The 19747-nt window shown below is 41.8% G+C and carries 16 protein-coding genes; 11 read left to right on the forward strand and 5 right to left on the reverse strand.

All coding sequences use genetic code 11. The features are described 5' to 3' along the window. Positions 1 to 146: 146 nt before the first annotated feature. The 8 genes from GWK08_RS10190 to GWK08_RS10225 all read left to right on the forward strand — a co-directional run bounded on the left by GWK08_RS10190 (position 147) and on the right by GWK08_RS10225 (position 10044). The gene (locus GWK08_RS10190; protein WP_163606977.1) at positions 147 to 2573 is read left to right on the forward strand and encodes a DUF5916 domain-containing protein; all 2427 of its coding nucleotides are present in this window, start codon (positions 147 to 149) and stop codon (positions 2571 to 2573) included. A 51-nt stretch (positions 2574 to 2624) separates the two neighbouring features. Next, entirely contained in the window at positions 2625 to 3287 is a 663-nt protein-coding gene (locus GWK08_RS10195) for an ABC transporter ATP-binding protein (protein ID WP_163606979.1), read from the forward strand. Further along, positions 3288 to 4052: a TIGR02757 family protein gene (locus GWK08_RS10200; protein WP_163606981.1), complete on the forward strand. Its 765-nt coding sequence runs from the start codon at positions 3288 to 3290 to the stop codon at positions 4050 to 4052. Positions 4053 to 4221: 169 nt separating this feature from the next. Further along, positions 4222 to 5712 (forward strand): S10 family peptidase, encoded by a 1491-nt coding sequence (locus GWK08_RS10205; RefSeq protein ID WP_163606983.1) that lies wholly within the window; start codon positions 4222 to 4224, stop codon positions 5710 to 5712. 136 nt (positions 5713 to 5848) lie between these two features. After that, positions 5849 to 7780: a BatA domain-containing protein gene (locus GWK08_RS10210; RefSeq protein ID WP_163606985.1), complete on the forward strand. Its 1932-nt coding sequence runs from the start codon at positions 5849 to 5851 to the stop codon at positions 7778 to 7780. A 10-nt stretch (positions 7781 to 7790) separates the two neighbouring features. Beyond that, positions 7791 to 9050 (forward strand): dihydroorotase, encoded by a 1260-nt coding sequence (locus GWK08_RS10215; protein WP_163606987.1) that lies wholly within the window; start codon positions 7791 to 7793, stop codon positions 9048 to 9050. A gap of 2 nt (positions 9051 to 9052) precedes the next feature. After that, on the forward strand, positions 9053 to 9382 hold the full coding sequence (locus GWK08_RS10220) for a DUF4870 domain-containing protein (RefSeq protein WP_163606989.1): 330 nt from the start codon (positions 9053 to 9055) through the stop codon (positions 9380 to 9382). After that, a complete protein-coding gene (locus GWK08_RS10225) occupies positions 9382 to 10044 on the forward strand; it encodes an alpha/beta hydrolase (protein WP_163606991.1) in 663 nt (220 codons plus the stop codon). Before GWK08_RS10220 ends, GWK08_RS10225 begins: the two co-directional genes overlap by 1 nt. Positions 10045 to 10047: 3 nt before the next feature. On the opposite strand, the gene GWK08_RS10230 is transcribed toward GWK08_RS10225, so the two are convergent. Next, positions 10048 to 10551: a hydrolase gene (locus tag GWK08_RS10230; RefSeq protein ID WP_163606993.1), complete on the reverse strand. Its 504-nt coding sequence runs from the start codon at positions 10549 to 10551 to the stop codon at positions 10048 to 10050. A gap of 21 nt (positions 10552 to 10572) precedes the next feature. Continuing rightward, positions 10573 to 11337, reverse strand: coding sequence for an MBL fold metallo-hydrolase (locus GWK08_RS10235; protein WP_163606994.1), 765 nt, complete (start codon positions 11335 to 11337; stop codon positions 10573 to 10575). Between the two features lie 98 nt (positions 11338 to 11435). Here GWK08_RS10235 and GWK08_RS10240 point away from each other — a divergent pair, with 98 nt between their 5' ends. Continuing rightward, entirely contained in the window at positions 11436 to 12896 is a 1461-nt protein-coding gene (locus GWK08_RS10240) for a TonB-dependent receptor (protein WP_163606996.1), read from the forward strand. 710 nt (positions 12897 to 13606) lie between these two features. Here the strand turns inward: GWK08_RS10240 and bcp are convergent. Then, on the reverse strand, positions 13607 to 14056 hold the full coding sequence (gene bcp, locus GWK08_RS10245; RefSeq protein WP_163606997.1) for a thioredoxin-dependent thiol peroxidase: 450 nt from the start codon (positions 14054 to 14056) through the stop codon (positions 13607 to 13609). A 44-nt stretch (positions 14057 to 14100) separates the two neighbouring features. Between bcp and GWK08_RS10250 the strand changes: the two genes are divergently transcribed. Then, positions 14101 to 14766, forward strand: coding sequence for an endonuclease III domain-containing protein (locus tag GWK08_RS10250; protein ID WP_163606999.1), 666 nt, complete (start codon positions 14101 to 14103; stop codon positions 14764 to 14766). Between the two features lie 229 nt (positions 14767 to 14995). On the opposite strand, the gene GWK08_RS10255 is transcribed toward GWK08_RS10250, so the two are convergent. Next, on the reverse strand, positions 14996 to 15577 hold the full coding sequence (locus GWK08_RS10255; protein WP_163607000.1) for an RNA polymerase sigma factor: 582 nt from the start codon (positions 15575 to 15577) through the stop codon (positions 14996 to 14998). Between the two features lie 244 nt (positions 15578 to 15821). Between GWK08_RS10255 and uvrA the strand changes: the two genes are divergently transcribed. Further along, complete coding sequence (uvrA, locus tag GWK08_RS10260) at positions 15822 to 18599, forward strand: excinuclease ABC subunit UvrA (protein WP_163607002.1); 2778 nt, start codon at positions 15822 to 15824, stop codon at positions 18597 to 18599. Here the strand turns inward: uvrA and GWK08_RS10265 are convergent. Further along, positions 18596 to 19666, reverse strand: coding sequence for a DUF3667 domain-containing protein (locus GWK08_RS10265; protein ID WP_163607003.1), 1071 nt, complete (start codon positions 19664 to 19666; stop codon positions 18596 to 18598). The two genes, uvrA and GWK08_RS10265, sit on opposite strands and share 4 nt — an antisense overlap. Positions 19667 to 19747: the final 81 nt, after the last annotated feature.

The raw sequence follows: 19747 nt of genomic DNA on the forward strand, positions 1-19747 counted from the left end.
ATCCTTAAAAGCAGAAAAGCGTTAATTCACAAAACATTAGAACAATTAACAGTTTTTTTAACTTTTAATTGGGACTTTTATCTACTTCAGTCTTTTAGTTTTGTGTGCCGAAAACCAAGCTTAGAGAACCTTATTGTCCGTCATCAATGTTACAAAAAACACTTGTCTTAATATTCCTTTTAAGTACACTATCCCTATTTTCCCAAACAGACAGGAAATCACTTAAGGCAACCCGTATAGATAATGCTCCTAAAATAGATGGTAAGTTAGACGATGAAGTATGGGCCGACTTACCTGCCTACGGAGATTTTTTTATGTTCCAGCCCAGTAATACCGGAACGGAAAGAGAGACCCACAAAACACAGGTAAAAATGGCTTATGATGATAAAGCCGTTTACTTTGCTGTATATCTTTACGACAATGAACCGGACAGGATCCTGAAGCAATTTAGCCAACGGGACAATATTTTTGTTCAGTCCGATTTTTTCTCTGTAAATATCAATACCCTGAACGACGGGATCAACGAAACTGTTTTTTATGTTACCAGTGCCGGTACCATAGGTGATTCCCGGAGAGAGAACAACAGGGAAGATTTTAGCTTTAACGCGGTATTCCAGTGTAATATCTCCTATGATGAAAAAGGATGGTATGCAGAATACAGAATTCCATATAACGCCCTGCGTTTTCCGGAAGTGGAAGTACAGAACTGGAGTATTAACTTCTTCAGACAGGTAAGACATATTAACGAATCATACAGCTGGAACTATGTAGACCGACAGGTAGGGTCCAGAACACAATACAGCGGAACGGTAACCGGTTTAACAGATATCGATCCTCCTTTCAGATTAATCCTGTTTCCTTTTGCTCAGGGAAGCGCCTCTACTTTTGACGGTACCAGGAGCACGGATTTCAGTGCCGGTCTGGATGTAAAATACGGACTTAGTGATAATTTTACCCTGGATGCTACCCTGATTCCGGATTTCGGGCAGGCGGCTTTTGACAATGTGGAGCTCAACCTGGGGCCTTTTGAACAGATATTCTCCGAAAACAGGCAGTTCTTTACCGAAGGGACCGAGCTCTTTAACCGCGGGGGTCTTTTCTTTAGCCGCAGGATCGGAAATGCGCCCACAAGAAGAGGAGCCGTGAGCGACCAACTGGAGGAAAATGAAGAGATCATCGATAATCCCGACGATGTAAACCTGCTTAACGCAGTAAAGATCTCAGGGCGTACCAAAAACAAACTGGGAATCGGTTTTCTGAATGCCATTACCGAAAGGACAAATGCTACGGTACGGGATACCATTACCGGAGATATCAGGGAGGTAACCACAGAATCCTTTACCAATTACAATATTCTTGTATTTGATCAGCAATTCAATCAGAATTCATCGGTTTCCCTGATCAATACCAATGTTACAAGAGCAGGAGATTTCAGAGATGCCAATGTTACGGGTCTTCTTTTTAATCTGTCCAACAAACAAAATTCCTATAACCTTGACGGTGGGATACGCTACAGTCATGTTAAGGATCTTGACGGGACCACTACCGGTATCCGTACTAATCTGGGAATACGAAAGACCAAAGGGAATTTCAGATGGCGCCTTGCCAATTTCCTGGCCGACACGAATTATAACAGTAACGATTTCGGGATCCTGTTCCGAAACAACTTTAATAACTTTATGGGAGAGATCTCCTATGAGATCTTTAAGCCTACCAAGCGTTTTAATCGATACAGGTTGTCGTTGAGGGTAAATCACAGGAGGCTGTTCGATCCTTCGGTAGTTACACGTAACTCCATTTCCTTTAACTCCTTCTTCTCTACTCCAAAACGTTTTTCATTTGGCCTTAACGCCAATTACAACAGTGATGATGACGATTATTTCGAACCGAGGATCGAAGGGCGTTTTGTAACCTTCAGTTCCAATTTCGGTGGAAGTGCCTTTGTATCATCAGATTTCAGAAAGAAATTCGCATACGATATAAATGTAGGTTACAGAAGCTGGTTTGCGGACCCACAGGTCAATTATTCCTTAAGGGTATCCCCGCGTTACCGCTTTTCCGATCACTTTTTGCTTATATGGAGTACCGATATCTCCAAACAGGACAACAACTTCGGTTATATCAGCGATGACGGGACCGATGTATTCCTGGGGCAAAGAGATATTACCCGTGTAGAGAATTCCATGCAGGCGAGTTATAATTTTAATCCTTATAAAGCCATCAACCTGCGTTTCAGGAACTTCTGGAGTACTGCAGATTACAGCGATGATATTTTCTTTATACTGAACGACGACGGTAGCAGGTCGGAAACAGATTTCGATATTTCGGAAAACAATCCGAATACCAACTTTAATATCTGGAACCTTGACCTGAGCTTTAACTGGAGGTTTGCTCCCGGAAGTGAGGCAATTCTATTGTACAGAAATGCCATTTTTAATCAGGACGATCAGTCACAGATCAACTATTCAAGAAGTTTGAGTAATCTGTTCGATCAACCTATCAGGCATACCCTTTCTCTGCGTATTGTATACTTCCTGGATGTTAATAATATCAGGAACGCATTTAAAAGCTAATTTGCAGGATCGGTCCGTAATTTTTACTTTCACACATTCTAAAGCGGTAAAATGATCATTGCAAAAAACATTCACAAATATTTCGGGAAGCTGGAAGTGCTCAAAGGAGTGGACCTGCACATTAAAAAAGGAGAAGTCGTCTCTGTTGTAGGCGCCTCCGGAGCGGGAAAGACCACCTTGCTTCAGATCCTCGGAACACTCGATAAAATGAGTGGTAACGGTGTGAGTGAGTTAAAGGTCAATGGTACGGATGTCAGCAAATTGAAGGATAAAGAGCTGGCAAAATTCCGGAATGAGCACATAGGCTTTATTTTTCAGTTCCATCAGTTATTACCTGAATTTACGGCCCTCGAAAATGTATGTATCCCCGCTTTTATAAAAAAGACCTCCAAAGCAGATGCCGAGAAAAAGGCCAGAGAATTACTGGATTTCCTGGGGCTTTCAGACAGGTATGATCATAAACCTTCCGAATTGTCGGGAGGAGAACAACAAAGGGTAGCTGTAGCCAGGGCCCTTGTAAATGATCCTTCGGTTATTTTTGCTGATGAGCCCAGCGGGAATCTGGATTCGGAATCAGCCGAAAACCTGCATCAGTTGTTCTTTAAGCTCAGAGACAAATACGAGCAGACTTTTGTGATCGTTACCCACAACGAAGAGCTGGCAAATATGGCCGACAGGAAACTGGTCATGAAAGACGGAAAAATTGTCTCCTAAATGACCCGGGCCGAATTAAAAGAATTCCTGGACGAAAAAGTCGCCCTCTATAACCATCCCCGTTTTATAGAATCCGATCCTATTCAGATCCCCCATCGTTATACCACTAAGGAGGATATCGAAATATGTGCTTTCCTCACCGCTACTATCGCCTGGGGAAACCGGAAAAGCATTATTAAAAATGCCGACAGGATGATGCAGCTGATGGGAAATACTCCCTACGATTTTATCCTGGAACATTCGGAAGAAGATCTGGAACCCCTAAAAACTTTTGTTCACCGCACCTTTAACGGAGAAGATCTCAGCTATTTTGTCAAAAGCCTGAAAAACATTTACCGGAATCACGGGGGCCTTGAAGAAGTGTTTAAAGCAAATGCCACAGAGGATTCTCTTCAACTCAGTATTCATCATTTTAAACAGGTCTTCTTTGAAACAGATCATCTGCAGAGAACAACCAAGCATATTTCCGATCCTTTAAAAGGCAGTGCTGCCAAACGTATTAATATGTTCCTTCGTTGGATGGTACGCCCCGGAGATACCGGAGTGGATTTTGGCATATGGAAAAGCCTTTCTCCTTCCCTCCTGTCCTGCCCTTTAGATGTACACAGCGGGAATGTGGCCCGTAAACTGGGAATTCTTAAAAGGAAACAGAATGATGCCAAAGCCCTGGCCGAGCTCGATACCAGCCTGAGGAAGATGGATCCCAAAGACCCTGTTAAGTACGACTTTGCGCTTTTTGGTCTGGGGGTGTTCGAGAAATTTTAATATCTCACCGGAATAGTGATCATATTTCTGGCCTCCAAACAAATACACCAGTTACAGATTTAACAATTTATCGCCGGTAAAGGTCATTGTCTTTGGTTGTGTTTACTTATTTTTATGCTGAGAATGAGGAGCTGAGCTTCTCTTATAGCACAAACTAATTACAACCAAAATGAGAAACACTCTAGCTATTTTTAGCCTGGCATTACTGTTGTTTACTTCAACCAATGCACAGGATCGTAAAATACCGATAGACACGACCGTCATCACCAAAAACGTAGTAACCATTAAAGGAAAGCAGATACCCTACACTGCAACTACCGGAACTCAGCCCGTTTGGGATGAAAACGGTATGCCCATTGCTACTTTATTTTACACCTATTATCAACGATCTGATATTAAAAACAAGGAAAAACGTCCTCTTATTATGTCGTTTAACGGGGGACCGGGTTCTGCTTCGGTTTGGATGCACCTGGCCTATACAGGCCCGAAGATCCTGAAGATAGACGATGAAGGCTACCCCATTCAGCCTTATGGTGTAAAAGACAATCCGAACTCCATACTGGATGTGGCCGATATTGTTTTTGTAAATCCCGCTAATACCGGATACTCAAGAACAATCCCTGCCAGTGGTAAGGAAGTGGACCGCTCCAGGTTTTTCGGGATCAATGCCGATATCAAATACCTGGCTGAATGGCTGAATACCTTTGTAAGCAGGAATAACCGGTGGTTATCGCCAAAATATATCATCGGAGAGAGTTATGGAGGTACCAGAGTAGCCGGACTGGCCCTGGAACTTCAGAACCGACAGTGGATGTACCTGAACGGAGTAATTATGGTATCTCCCGCAGATTATAAAGTACTAAGAGTTGGAGGCCCTGTTTCATCTGGGATCAACCTCCCCTATTTTGCAGCTGCAGCCTGGTATCAAAAGGCACTGCCGCCGGAGCTTCAGCAAAAGGATCTCCTGGAAGTTTTACCGGAAGTAGAGCAGTATGCCATCAACACCCTGATCCCGGCCCTGGCAAAAGGCGGTTTTATCTCCGCAAGTGAAAAACAGCAGGTAGCCAAGAAAATGGCTTATTATTCCGGACTTTCCGAAAAGGTCATCCTGCAGCATAACCTGGATGTTCCTACCCGTTTTTTCTGGAAAGAACTGTTACGTGACCGTGGCAGGACCATCGGAAGGCTGGATTCCCGTTATCTGGGGATCGATAAAATGGATGCCGGAGATTCTCCCGATTACAATTCGGAGATCACTTCCTGGCTGCACTCCTTCACCCCTGCCATAAACTATTATATCAGGGAACAACTTAACTTTAAGACCGATATCAAATACAATATGTTCGGGCCCGTACGTCCGTGGGATAACAGCAACGACAATACCAGGGATAACCTGCGTCAGGCCATGGCACAGAATCCTTATTTGCATGTGATGTACCAGTCCGGTTATTACGACGGTGCTACCACCTATTTTAATGCTAAATACAGTATGTGGCAACTGGATCCGAGCGGGAAGATGAAAGACAGGCTCAGCTTTAAAGGATACCGAAGCGGACATATGATGTATCTGAGGAATGAAGACCTTATAAATGCCAATCAGGATATCAGGGAATTTATTTTAAGAACAACACCGGGCAACAAGCCGGCTAAATACGACTAAATCAATATTTTAGAGACGGATCGGGAGCTTTGCTAAATTTTAACTCTGTTGCAAAGCTCCCGTTTCTATTTAAAAAAATCTTAATTAATACCGTATTATAGCTTAAAGATTTATATTTGAGAAATTTTTAATAGGAATGCAGTTTAAACATCCGGAAATTCTTTGGGCACTACTACTACTGATCATTCCAATCCTTATTCATCTTTTTCAACTCAGAAGGTTCCAGAAAGTTCCCTTTACCAATGTTCAGTTCCTCAAGGAAGTGACCATACAAACTCGAAAAAGTTCTCAGCTTAAAAAATGGCTGGTCCTCTGCAGCAGGTTATTGTTATTTGCCGCTGCTGTCCTGGCTTTTGCCCAACCTTATTTTGCCAACCGGAATATAACCACCACGTCCAGGGAAACGGTTATCTATCTCGATAATTCTTTCAGCATGCAGATGAAAGGCGAAAAAGGCCCGCTTTTAGAAAGGGCGGTTCAGGAGTTATTGAGCAATATTCCGGATGAAGAGGAAATAACCCTTTTTACCAACGATAATTCCTTTCCGAAGGGGAGCATAAAAGCTATCAGAAATGAATTGCTGCAGCTTCCGTATTCTCCGGAACAGTTAGATATAAACGAGATCCTCTTAAAAGGACGGAATAGCTTCAGCAGAGACGGTAACAGCCTTAAGAATCTCCTGGTTATTTCTGATTTTCAGCAAAAGAACGGGAACAGCATTCCCGAAAGGGATTCCCTTATCAATGTAGAGGTCGTAAAACTATCGCCGGTAAGAACCGATAACATTTCTATAGACAGTATTTATATTTCGCGCACCACTCCATCCAATATAGAGCTGGAAGCCGTTTTAAGTACACATGGTAACCTTAACGGGGAATATCCTGTTTCTTTCTACAATCAGGATAAACTGATGGCGAAGGTAAGTGCCGATTTTAACGGGAATTCAGGGAGTGCTAAAGTTAACTTTACCATTCCTTCCAATGAGATCGTGAACGGACGCCTGACGGTAGAAGATGACGGGCTGCAATACGACAATAGCATGTATTTTAATATCAATGCTACCGAGAAAATAAACGTTATGGCCATTAACGGTACTGACGGAGATTTTCTGAACCGTATCTTTACACAGGACGAGTTCAATCTGGGTTCGTACGCATCCAATGAGTTAGATTATAGCGCTATAGAACGCCAGAATCTTATTGTTCTGAACGAACTGAAAGATATTCCGAATTCGCTTTCCAATGCCCTGGATGCCTTTTATAAAAAGGACGGGAAGATCATTCTTATCCCTTCTGCAGACCCTAATTTCTCTGATTATTCCAGATTTATGGGAACATTCGGACTGGGAGCTTTTACCACCGTAAATACCAATGAAAAAAGAATAACCGGGATACAGTTCTCTCATCCGGTATATCAGGATGTCTTTGATAAGCAGGTAAGTAATTTTCAGTATCCGAAGGTCTCGATGAGTTTTGACACCAGTGCCAGACTCCCCAGTCTGCTGGATTTTGAAGATGGAAACCCATTTCTGTATGAAAGGAATGGAATATATGTTTTTGCATCGCCCTTAAACAAGGATATATCTAATTTCAAGAACTCCCCTCTTATTGTACCAACCTTTTACAGTATCGGGAAAAAGAGCCTTCAGCTGGCCGAACTATATTATCTGACAGGAAGAGAGAACCAGGTAGATGTAAAGACTTCCATTCAGCAGGATGCTATTCTCAATATAGAGAACGGTTCTTCTCAGTTTATTCCGCTTCAACAGTCGTTCCCCGACAAGGTAACGATCACCACTAATGAAAATCCCAGTAAATCCGGGACCTATACGATTAAAAACAACGACATCGAATTACAAAATATCAGTTTTAATTATCCGAGAAATGAAAGTAATTTAAGCTATCGTGATATCAGTGATTTTCAGGTTAATGCGATAAACGATTCGGTTGATGTTTCGCTAAGCCAGTTAAATGATGAGAACAATATTAATGAGCTTTGGAAATGGTTTGTTATTTTTGCACTGATATTCTTACTAGCTGAGATCCTTTTGCTGAAATATTTAAAATGATAGTATACTAATGAACATCCTAATCAAATCGGCCAGAATAATAGATCCTAAAGATTCTAAATTTCATCAGACGACTCAGGATATTTTAATAGAAAACGGATTAATAAAAGAGATAGCTACTGCTATCGAAGCCAAAAAGGACTGGACGATCATTGAAAAAGAGAATCTTCATATTTCACGCGGATGGTTTGACAGTAGTGTTTCTTTAGGAGAACCGGGGTACGAAGACAGAGAGACCATTGAAAACGGACTCAATGTAGCGGCAAGAAGCGGTTTTACGGCTGTTGCGGTAAACCCTAACACCCACCCCATCCTCGACACGAATGCCGATATATCTTTTGTAAAATCACGTGCCTTTAACAAGGCGGTAGATCTATATCCCATTGGGGCATTAACGGTTAAAAGCGAAGGAAAGGACCTGGCAGAGCTATTCGATATGAAAAATGCCGGAGCAATTGCTTTTGGTGACTATCAACGATCGATCTCCAATCCTAACCTCCTTAAAATTGCCCTTCAGTATGTTCAGAGTTTTGACGGCCTGGTATTTTCCTTTCCACAGGAAGATCAGATCGCCGGAAAAGGAGTGGTTAACGAGGAAGTAAATGCAACTTTCCTCGGACTCAAGGGTATTCCTGCCCTAGCAGAGGAATTACAGATTGCCCGCGACCTCTTTATCCTTGAATATACCGGTGGAAAACTACATATCCCCACCATATCAACCGCAAAATCAGTATCTCTCATTCGGGAAGCTAAAGCAAAAGGTTTGGATGTTTCCTGTAGCGTAGCCATTCACAATCTATTACTGAGCGATAATGTGCTAAAGGAATTCAACACTCACTGTAAAGTACTTCCGCCACTCAGAACTGAAAACGATCTGCAGGCACTCCGCAAAGGACTTGAGGACGGAACCATAGATATTGTAACTTCCGATCATAATCCTATAGATGTGGAGCGTAAAAATGTAGAGTTTGATTATGCCCTGGACGGGACTATCGGACTGGAAAGCGCTTTTGGAGCTTTAAACTCGATCGTAGACACTGAGCTTGCAGTTTCCCTTTTGACCGGAGGCCAGGAGAGATTTGGTATCGCTTCACCCGGAATCGGTGTAGGAGAAAAAGCCAATCTGAGCCTGTTTAACCCGGATATTGAATACGAGTTCTCTGAAGACGATATCTTCTCCGCTTCTAAAAACTCTGCCTTTTTGGGGCGTCAGCTAAAAGGAAAAGCTTACGGGATCATTGCAAACGATCAGCTGATCTTAAACGACTAATCATGGAAAATCTAACTTATAAAGAAGGAAAAACGGCTGCTATTATCAGCTATATTACCATCGTCGGGACTATCATAGCCCTGTTTATGAATATGGAGCCTAAAAACGAGTTTGCCCGTTTTCATATCCGGCAGGCTTTCGGGATCAATATAGGGTTTTACGCTATCGGAATACTGGTGAGTCAGTTTGATAGCTGGACCATCTCTTCGGGTTTCTATCTGTTTTTTGTCGTTCTATGGATCTACGGATTTGTAGGGGCAGTACAGCTACGTAAAAACCTTATTCCTATCCTTGGCGAACAATTTCAAAAATGGTTTACTTTTATTAAATAATGAATACCAAAGACCTCTCCCTTTATCATATCATCAGAGAACCTCTTCAAGCTAACGAAAAACCACCGGTGCTTTTTATGTTTCACGGTTACGGAAGTAATGAAGAAGACCTTTATTCCTTTGCTCCCGAACTTCCCGGATCGCTTTTTGTGATCTCTGTCAGAGCACCTTATCCGTTGCAACCCTTCGGCCATGCCTGGTATGCAATTCATTTCGATAATACCAACGGGAAATGGAGTGATGATGAGCAGGCAAGATCATCCAGAGATGCCATTGCAAGTTTTATTGATGAGGCGATAGCAGCTTATGGGCTTGATGCTTCTAATGTAAGTTTGCTCGGATTCAGCCAGGGTACCATACTAAGTCTTGCGGTAGCTCTCACCTATCCTTCCAAAGTAAAAAATGTCATCGCCTTGAGCGGTTATCTGAATAAAGATATCCTTGGAGAAAATTATAAGGATTCTGATCATTCAGCCATCGATATTTATTGCTCACATGGGTCGGTAGACCAGGTGATCCCTGTAGATTGGGCGAGGAATACATCTCCTGCACTAAAAGAACTCGGAATAAAACATATTTACGAAGAGTATCCGGCAGGTCACGGGGTGATGCCTCAGAATTTCTATGCCTTTAAAAAGTGGCTGGAAGAGCGTCTGGACTAGATCTTAGAAGCCACTTCTTCCGTAGAGTAAGTGCTCCTTTACTTCGAAGGTAACACTCCTGTCTTCTTTAATTTCATAGGTGATAAACAATTCTCCCCAGAATTTCCCGTCACTAAAATCGGCAATGATCCATTTGTGATTCAATACCCTGATCTTATTGATCTTCATTGCTCCGCCATCGGTCATAGCCGCATAAGGTACCAGAGGGTTATCTCCCCCTTGCTCATTGGTTTCCAGCAATCGGTCTGAAATATAAAGCGGCAGGTCCTGAATACCGAGGTTGTCATAATACACAAGAGCATCGTCATTCCCCTCAAGGGCAAAATACTGAAGATCCAGATTGTCGAAGATCAGATCCTGAATAGAATCCTTCTGACTGGCCATATCCTTTTCCAGTTTTCCTATTTTGGCTTCGGTCGTCTTAAAATAATTCTTGCTGTTCACATATTGAAAGAGAACAAAAAGTAAGGTAAAAATAAATAGGTATAAAAAGATCCTGCTCTTCATGAGTATAAAATTTCTATTCAGTTAAACGTCAATTACCAGATTATCATATGCGAGGAATACATTTTCGGGCAAAGTTTTTTCTACTTCGGCATGAAAACCCAGTAAATGACTTATATGGGTAAGGTAAGCTCTTTCTGGCTGTATCCTTTCAATAAAGGCCAGAGCCTCCTCCAGGTTAAAATGAGAAGGGTGCGGGTCTATACGCAGAGCGTTAACCACCAATGCCTTGAGCCCTTGTAACTTCTTTATCTCTTCCTCCTCTACCCGTTTCACATCTGTGAGGTAAGCAAAGTCGCCAAAGCGGAATCCAAAGACCTGAAGTTGGTTATGCAACACATTAACGGGAATGATATCTATCCCTCCCAGTCTAAGCGGGCTGTTGTTTTTGATCTCGTATGTCTGCACGGAAGGTGCTCCGGGATATTTGTTCTCATTATCAAAAATATAGTCGAAACGCCTTTTAAGCCCTTCTAATACCCTTTTATGTGCATATACCGGAATATCACCCTGTCTGAAGAAAAAGGGACGGATATCATCTAATCCGGCGGTATGGTCGGCATGCTCGTGGGTAAACAGTATTCCGTCTATCTTTTCCACATTATTACTGAGCATTTGCTGGCGGAAATCAGGACCACAGTCAACCACATAAGTATGGGTCCCCCACTCTACAAGAATGGAAACCCTGAGACGCTTGTCCCGTGAATCCTCACTGAGACAAACCGGATGTGTACTACCGATAATCGGGATTCCCTGAGAGGTTCCCGTGCCTAAAAAAGTAACTTTCAAATGCGATAATAATTTTAACAAAAATAAATCTTATTTTTTGTTTACCATTCGGATTTAGTACTTTTGTTAACGGCTTTAAACTCTAAATTCCTATCATAATGAGTGTCACACTGAAAGGGGATAAAGAAATTGAAAATATCCCCTCCATAAGGAGAAAAACACTACGCATTAATCTTAATGACTATATCTACGGAACTTTTGCAGAAATAGGCGCAGGTCAGGAAACAGTTCGTAACTTTTTCAGGGCCGGTGGAGCTTCGGGTACTATTGCGAAGGCTATGTCTGCCTATGATAAAGATTTTAGTGATGCGATTTACGGTGTAGAGGACGATCAGCGATATGTAACAGAATCGCGCTTAAAAAGGATGCTTCGCCATGAGGTAGAACTGATCGAAGACCGACTGAGCAGGAAGAAACATCCGGACAAACTCTTTTTTAGTTACGCCAATACCGTAGCTACAATAGACTTTGCCAAAAAATTTAAAGGCCATGGATGGGTTGGTATCCGTTACCAACTGGATTCTTTGGAAGATTATAATGAAATTATCCTTCATATTCGGTTTCATCAGACCGATGCCCAGTCCCAGCAGGAAACCCTGGGGATCCTGGGGGTTAACCTTATCTACGGGGCTTTCTATATGTACGATCAGCCGAAGGAGCTCCTGAAATCGCTTTATCATCATTTAGACAGGTACCAGATCGAGATTGATATGATCAATTTCTCCGGACCCCGCTTTATGTATGTAGATAACCGCCTGATGAGTTTACAACTGGTTAAGAACGGAATGACCGATGCGGTAATGTTCGGTTCTGACGGCTTTAACGTATTACCGGCACAGGTACTTTATAAAAAGAACCTTCTTGCATTGAGAGGTAGTTTCAGGCCTGTTACCAAGGTTAATATGGATATGCTCGAGAAGTCTTACGAAATGTTCGTAAACGAAAACCGGGTAGAAAAAGATAATACCCAGGTGGTCTTTGAGATCACCCTCTCCAATTTACGGGCGGAAGGAAAGATAGATGAGCGGGACTTCCTGGACAGGGCAGAATTACTGTGCTCGCTGGGACAGATCGTAATGATCTCTAATTTCCAGGAGTATTATAAGGTAGTTGATTACTTCTCGAGGTTTACCAAGAGTAGGATGGCTATTGCCATGGGAGTTACCAACCTTATCGACATTTTTGATGAGAAATACTATCGCAACCTCAGTGGAGGGATCCTCGAGGCCTTTGGTAAGTTGTTCTTCAGAGACCTGAAGATCTACCTGTATCCGTTTGTAGATCAGGAAACCAAGGAAGTGATGAACAGCGACAACCTGAAGGTTCATCCGCGTATGAAAGAATTGTACAAGTTCTTTAAATACAACGGGAAGATCGTCGATATTCAGGAATACAACGATAAGATCCTTAATATCTTCTCCAGAAAGGTGCTTTCTATGATCGCCAATCAGGAAGACGGTTGGGAAGAGATGTTACCAAAAGGGATTGCGGAACTTATTAAGGAGCATCGATTATTTGGATATTCCAGAAGACGGGCAGCCCTGCAGAAGAAAAAATAGAACCATATTCAATTGATCTTAAATAACCTTTACGGTTTTACAGGATCAAATTCATAAAAAACAGATCTCAGCAAAGCCTTATTTGCTGGGGTCTTTTTGTTTTATGGAAGGCTGGTTTGGTTGTTGCTCCTACGCTGAAGCTTCAGAGCACGTTGGTGGTTGTTAGTTGTTAGTGGTTAGCGATGAGTATTGAGTACAAAGTATTGAGTCCCGATAGCTATCGGGATGAGAAAAATGTCACTTCGAGCGCAGTCGAGAAGTATGATTGGAAATGTTGAATTTTGGTGCTTGGAGTTTGGAATTTGGTGGTTAGTAATGAGTATTGAGTACAAAGTATTAAGTCCCGATAGCTATCGGGATGAGAAAAATGTCAGTTCGAGTTTTTTCCGCAGGAAAAAGTATCGAGAACAGTTGAACATAGGTAAACACAAAATTTGATTCTCGATACAATCCTTTTGGGATCACTCGAATTGACAAATTTTGTTCTCCCCTGGAGGGGAGAAAACAAGAGGGGGATAAAAAACCACCCCGCCTTTCCCTTCGACTGCGCTCAGGGTGACAAAAGGAAAGTTCCAATATTACCAGGCTTAAAAAATTCCTTCCCTTGTTAAGGGAAGGTGGCTTTAACGCAGTTAAAGACGGAAGGGTTTAAACAAAAAGAAGTGGTATAATAAAAAACAACCCTGACGATAAATGTCAGGGTTTTATATTTAGAGGATCTGTGCTGCGTGATCCTTGGTCTTTACTTTATCGATAACCCGTTCTACCGTTCCGCTTTCATCTATAATAAAGGTCTTTCTGTGAATTCCGTCGAATTCTCTTCCCATAAATTTTTTCGGTCCCCATACACCAAAAGCATCGATCACTTCTTTTTCGGTATCTGCCAGCAGCGGAAAAGGAAAATCGTATTTATTCCTGAAATTGGTCTGTTTGCGCTGGGTATCTGCACTTACTCCCAGTAATTCATAGCCCGCAGCCTGAAGTTCGGAATAGTTATCCCTTAAGTTACAGGCCTCATCCGTACATCCCGGAGTGCTTGCCCTGGGATAGAAAAAAACCACCAGTTTCTTTCCTTTATAGTCTGATAATGAGATATCGTTTCCGTCCTGATCCTTAACTGTAAACTCAGGTACTTTATCACCTGCCTGAAGTGTATTCATAGTCAATTTTTAATTTGATTATTTTTGCCTAAAAATAAAGAAAAATGACCAAAGCTGAAAAAGTAGAATTTACTATCAACACCCTCGAAAAAATTTATCCGAAAATACCCATTCCACTAGATCATAAAGACCCTTACACCCTCTTAATAGCAGTATTGCTCTCTGCCCAGAGTACCGATGTAAGAGTAAATCAGATCACTCCCCTGCTCTTCGAAAAAGCCGATAATCCTTATCGGATGATCAAATTATCTCAGGAAGAGATCAGGGAGATCATAAAACCCGTGGGGCTTTCCCCCATGAAATCCAAAGGGATCTATGAGCTATCCCATATTCTGATCGATAAATACAACGGAGAGGTGCCTCAGAGTTTTGAGGCTTTGGAATCCTTGCCGGCCGTAGGGCACAAAACAGCCAGTGTGGTTATGTCGCAGGCTTTTGGCGTACCTGCCTTTCCGGTAGATACACACATACACCGTTTAATGTATCGATGGGGTTTCTCTAACGGAAAGAACGTTGTTCAGACCGAAAAAGATGCCAAGCGCCTCTTTCCGGAGGAAAAATGGAATAATCTGCACCTTCAGATCATTTGGTACGGAAGAGAATATTCTCCGGCCCGCGGATGGGACCTGGAAAAGGATATCATTACAAAAACTATCGGAAGGAAAAGCGTATTGGACGAATACCGTGCAAAAACAAAAAAGGCTCGTTAAAAACGAGCCTTCAACAAAGTTTAGTTTAGAAGCATTTCAAACTTCATTTTCTTATAATTAATAACACTTAAAGCTTTAGAATAATTTAATAAAAATTCTATAGTTTCTTTTCGGGGTTTTAAGTTTTTCATCTCTGATGAATACCTAGAGTAAAGTTTTGCCATATGTGATTTTTAGATTATTATAAAATAATAACGGGGCAAAACTTACTTTATTGTATTAGTTTGTATTAGTTGGTTAAAACGATATTGTGCTTGTTGATTATTTTTCTCAGGTTAATGATCGCATAGCGCATTCTACCTAAAGCAGTATTAATACTAACGCCTGTGATCTCCGATATTTCTTTAAAGCTCATATCCTTATACATACGCATGATCAACACCTCTTTCTGATCGGTGGGCAATTCTTCGATCAGTTTTCTCAGGTCGGTCTCCACCTGATCTTTAATGATTTGTTTTTCAGCGTTTAAGGACGAATCCCCAATAAGAGAAAAGATATTAAAATCGTCATTTCCTTCGAACTTGGGCATTCTGTTGTTCTTTCTGAAATGATCGATCACAAGGTTGTGGGCGATTCTCATAACCCAGGGTAAAAATTTACCCTCCTCGTTATAAGAGCCTCTTTTTAAGGTCTTAATTACCTTGATAAAAGTGTCCTGAAAAATGTCTTCAGCTACATCTTTGTCAAAAACTTTAGAAAAAATAAAACTGTAAATTCGTTGCGAGTGTCGGTTGATGAGAGTTTCCAATGCATTCTCATCTCCTGCTAGATACCATTCTAATAAGGTCGAATCTTGATGAAGTTGCTCCATACAATTACTTTTTAGGTTAAACTGGCAACACCATTCTGGCGAATGATGTTAAATAAAATTTGGTTGACTAAAAAGTAATTTTATTGTATAAGCAAATAGTTTTGGTTCCTATAAGGATTCCAAATATAAGGTGATTGCAACCGAAAATGCAAATTTTTTTTTGTTTTTTTTAACTATAAATCTTTTTAAGCCATCATTTTACAGGACGGAATCAGATTAGTATCTTTGGCTTTTGTTTACTGCTATGAACGATATTTCACTTCTAGATCCTAAGGAAAATATACTTATAAAAGGGGCCAAACTTCATAACCTTAAAAATATAGATGTTTGCATCCCGAGAAATAAATTAGTGGTTATTACCGGGCTTTCGGGCTCCGGGAAATCCAGCCTCGCCTTCGATACGCTCTATGCCGAGGGGCAAAGGCGCTATGTGGAAAGCCTGTCTTCCTATGCACGTCAGTTTTTAGGGCGATTGGACAAACCCAAGGTAGATTATATAAAAGGTATTGCTCCGGCAATTGCTATTGAGCAAAAGGTGAACTCCACCAATCCGAGATCTACCGTAGGTACCACCACAGAAATATACGATTACCTTAAATTGTTATATGCCAGGATCGGGAAGACCTACTCCCCTGTTTCGGGTAAGGAAGTAAAAAAACACACGGTTTCCGATATTATAGATTTTGTCATCTCTTTTCCGGAACGCTCAAAACTGCTTTTATTATCGCCGGTTCATGTTCCTGAGGAGCGAGATACCCTTCAGACACTTAAGATCCTTGCACAACAGGGATACGCCCGTATTAAATATAAAGGCGAAGTCCTGCGTATTGACGAAATAACCGAAGAGATCGATCACGATTTTTTCCTGGTAGTAGATCGTATCGTGGTACAAAAGGATGAAGATTTTCAGAATCGACTGGCCGATGCCGCAGATACCGCATTCTTCGAAGGAAAAGGAGGCTGTATCATTGAAGAAGTGGATTCGGGTAAGCAAACGGAATTCAGTAACAGGTTCGAATTAGACGGGATGCAGTTCCCGGAGCCCAATGTACACCTGTTCAGTTTTAATAACCCCTTCGGTGCCTGTTCTAAATGTGAAGGTTACGGAGATGTGATCGGGATCGATGAAAATCTGGTAATCCCGAATACGGCCCTGTCGGTTTATGAGAATGCCGTTTTCCCATGGAGAGGTGAAAGCATGAGCTGGTACAGGGATCAGCTGGTAAACAATGCCTATAAATTTGACTTCCCCATCCACAAACCGTGGTTTGAACTCAGCGAGGAACAAAAACAACTGGTATGGGATGGAAATGAGCATTTTGAAGGTCTGAACGACTTCTTTTCCTTCCTGGAAGAGAAAAGTTATAAAATACAGAATCGGGTAATGCTTTCCAGATACAGAGGGAAGACCCGTTGTATCGAGTGTAAAGGCAAGCGCCTCCGTCCGGAAGCTAATTATGTGAAAATTGGCGGAAAGACCATTACCGATCTGGTGGAAATGCCATTAAATAAACTGGCTGATTTCTTTAAAGATCTCAGTTTTAATAAATACGATCAGAAAATTGCTTCCCGCCTGCTAAAGGAGATCAACAACAGATTGATGTTCCTTTCGAATGTGGGACTGGAATACCTCACCCTGAACCGTAAATCGAATACACTTTCGGGAGGGGAATCCCAACGTATTAACCTGGCTACTTCTCTTGGGAGCAGTCTGGTAGGGTCTATGTATATCCTCGATGAACCCAGTATTGGTCTGCATCCGAAGGATACAGAGAAACTGATAACCGTTCTGAAATCGCTTAGAGATCTAGGGAATACGGTAATTGTTGTAGAGCATGATGAGGATATTATGAGGGCTGCGGATGAAATTATCGATATAGGGCCCGAAGCAGGAATAAATGGAGGTCATGTGGTAGCTACCGGCGATTTCGATACCATTTTAAGCAATGAAACCCTTACGGCTGGTTACCTGAGCGGAAAAATGGAGATCAAAGTCCCTGAAAACCGCCGTACTTCAAGGAGTCATATCCGTATCCTGGGAGCCAGAGAGAACAATCTGAAGAATATAGATGTAACCTTCCCTCTAAATATGCTTACGGTTGTAACCGGAGTATCAGGAAGTGGAAAAAGTACCCTAATTAAAAAGATCCTTTATCCGGCAATCCTGAAAGAAACAGGAGGTTATGGAGAAAAAGCCGGGCAGTTTACTTCTATTGAAGGGAAATACGATGGCGTTGGTACGGTAGAATTTGTAGATCAGAACCCTATTGGTCGCTCTTCCCGTTCCAATCCTGTTACCTATATCAAGGCTTATGATGATATCAGAAGCCTGTTTGCTTCTCAGAAATTATCTAAAATAAGAGGGTATCAGGCCAAACATTTCTCTTTCAATGTTGATGGAGGGCGATGTGAAACCTGTAAAGGTGAAGGCGAAGTAACTATAGAAATGCAGTTTATGGCCGATGTACACCTTCAGTGTGAGACCTGTGGAGGGAAACGCTTTAAAAAGGATGTACTGGAGGTGAAATTTGAAGATAAGAATATAGATGATATTTTAAACCTCACCATAGATGAGGCCATCGATTTCTTCGGTCAGCACAAGCAAAACAAGATAATAAACAAGATCAAAGCCCTGCAGGACGTAGGTCTCGGTTATGTGACTTTAGGTCAGTCTTCCTCTACCCTTTCCGGAGGTGAAGCGCAGCGTATAAAACTGGCTTCCTTTCTGATTAAAGGAAAAACCAAGGAAAAAGCCTTGTTTATTTTTGATGAGCCTACCACAGGGCTTCATTTTCACGATATACAAAAATTGCTGACCTCTTTTAATGCATTGATAGAAAAAGGACATTCCATTATTGTGATAGAACACAATATAGAACTGATCAAATGCGCCGATTATATTGTAGACCTGGGTCCGCACGGAGGTGAGAACGGAGGCACACTGGTGGCTGAAGGGACTCCGGAAGAAGTCATTCAGAATAAAGAATCCTTTACTGCACAGTATTTAAAGGAAAAGCTTTAATACAATAAGAAGGTTGCCAGTACCATAACTCCGAAAGAGAAAGGCAGGACAAACATCAGATAGGTAAAAGAAAGTATCCACAGTTTTATAATGGTTATAAAATACCCCTGGCCATAGAACCGTTTGAGGCTTATGAGGAGGTAGAATATCGTGGAGAGTGCGACCAGCCAGTCGATCCAATCCGGGATATCTACAACAAAATTAACCAGTAAGATCAGGCTGAGTACAATAAAAAGGAAGGTGAAAAAGTAAAAACTAAACACCATACTATGTGCAAAACGGCTCCTCCTGTAGTACAATAACTTGAGAATAAGTGCAAAGATCGGAATAAGGAAGAACATAGAAATGGGAATGGTATCGTAAAAAGCCGCCAGGATCCCCTGCCCGCTGCTCTCATATAATTTTAATCCCTGAGTAGCCATCGTTCGTGCAAAAACGCCTGTGCTATCGGTCACTCCAAAGACAGCCAGTTTTTCTTTCTTGGTAGCTCCTGCGGCAATAAGCGAGTCCAGTTTTCTCGTATTAAGGCTATTCCCTTCAATATCGCTAAGGCTGGCATTTACTGTTCTCGATCTTTTTAAGGAATCCAGCACCTCCAGATCTTCTTTCGGAATATTCAGATTGGGATTTTCTAATATTTCCATCGATTTTGCCAGGGCCAGCGAATCTACTACTTTAACTGCACTCAGGGAATCGGCAGCAAAAGCACGGCCGCTCTCCATGCCCTTTTGCAACATCTTATCTACATTCTCCTGTCCGCTTCTTGTACTGATAGAGAACAAAAAGAAGAATACCACCGAAACAAATAAATAGTACTGCGCCGGATGCAGGTATTTGAGTCGCTTTCCGTTTACAAATTGCCTGGCAATAAAGCCCGGTTTGAACACCAGGGGAACAAAGCTCTTTAAAAAACGGGCATCATAAGAGAAATAGTTACTGATCGTGTTGTTAAACAGGACCCCGAATGTCAGGTCTTCAACTGTTTTCTGGCCACAATTAGGGCAATACGAAAAAGAACCCTCCATGGGGGATTCACAATTCTGGCAAATGGTCTGCTGTTCTTCCAAGGCTCTGATCAGTTAAGGAAATTAAAAATATAAAAAATTTAACATTTGCCAAACTAATCCTGGCCGGAAGAAGTTTAAAGA

The organism is Leptobacterium flavescens (genome assembly GCF_010671605.1).
Lineage (GTDB): Bacteria > Bacteroidota > Bacteroidia > Flavobacteriales > Flavobacteriaceae > Leptobacterium > Leptobacterium flavescens.

Excerpts from the sequence above, each read along its gene's own strand:
- GWK08_RS10205 (WP_163606983.1), top strand. The coding sequence starts at position 4,222 with ATGAGAAACACTCTAGCTATTTTTAGCCTGGCATTACTGTTGTTTACT.
- GWK08_RS10250 (WP_163606999.1), top strand. The coding sequence starts at position 14,101 with ATGACCAAAGCTGAAAAAGTAGAATTTACTATCAACACCCTCGAAAAA.
- GWK08_RS10195 (WP_163606979.1), top strand. The coding sequence starts at position 2,625 with ATGATCATTGCAAAAAACATTCACAAATATTTCGGGAAGCTGGAAGTG.
- GWK08_RS10220 (WP_163606989.1), top strand. The coding sequence starts at position 9,053 with ATGGAAAATCTAACTTATAAAGAAGGAAAAACGGCTGCTATTATCAGC.
- GWK08_RS10255 (WP_163607000.1), bottom strand. The coding sequence starts at position 15,577 with ATGGAGCAACTTCATCAAGATTCGACCTTATTAGAATGGTATCTAGCA.
- bcp (WP_163606997.1), bottom strand. The coding sequence starts at position 14,056 with ATGAATACACTTCAGGCAGGTGATAAAGTACCTGAGTTTACAGTTAAG.
- GWK08_RS10240 (WP_163606996.1), top strand. The coding sequence starts at position 11,436 with ATGAGTGTCACACTGAAAGGGGATAAAGAAATTGAAAATATCCCCTCC.
- GWK08_RS10215 (WP_163606987.1), top strand. The coding sequence starts at position 7,791 with ATGAACATCCTAATCAAATCGGCCAGAATAATAGATCCTAAAGATTCT.
- GWK08_RS10190 (WP_163606977.1), top strand. The coding sequence starts at position 147 with ATGTTACAAAAAACACTTGTCTTAATATTCCTTTTAAGTACACTATCC.
- GWK08_RS10225 (WP_163606991.1), top strand. The coding sequence starts at position 9,382 with ATGAATACCAAAGACCTCTCCCTTTATCATATCATCAGAGAACCTCTT.
- GWK08_RS10200 (WP_163606981.1), top strand. The coding sequence starts at position 3,288 with ATGACCCGGGCCGAATTAAAAGAATTCCTGGACGAAAAAGTCGCCCTC.
- GWK08_RS10210 (WP_163606985.1), top strand. The coding sequence starts at position 5,849 with ATGCAGTTTAAACATCCGGAAATTCTTTGGGCACTACTACTACTGATC.
- GWK08_RS10230 (WP_163606993.1), bottom strand. The coding sequence starts at position 10,551 with ATGAAGAGCAGGATCTTTTTATACCTATTTATTTTTACCTTACTTTTT.
- uvrA (WP_163607002.1), top strand. The coding sequence starts at position 15,822 with ATGAACGATATTTCACTTCTAGATCCTAAGGAAAATATACTTATAAAA.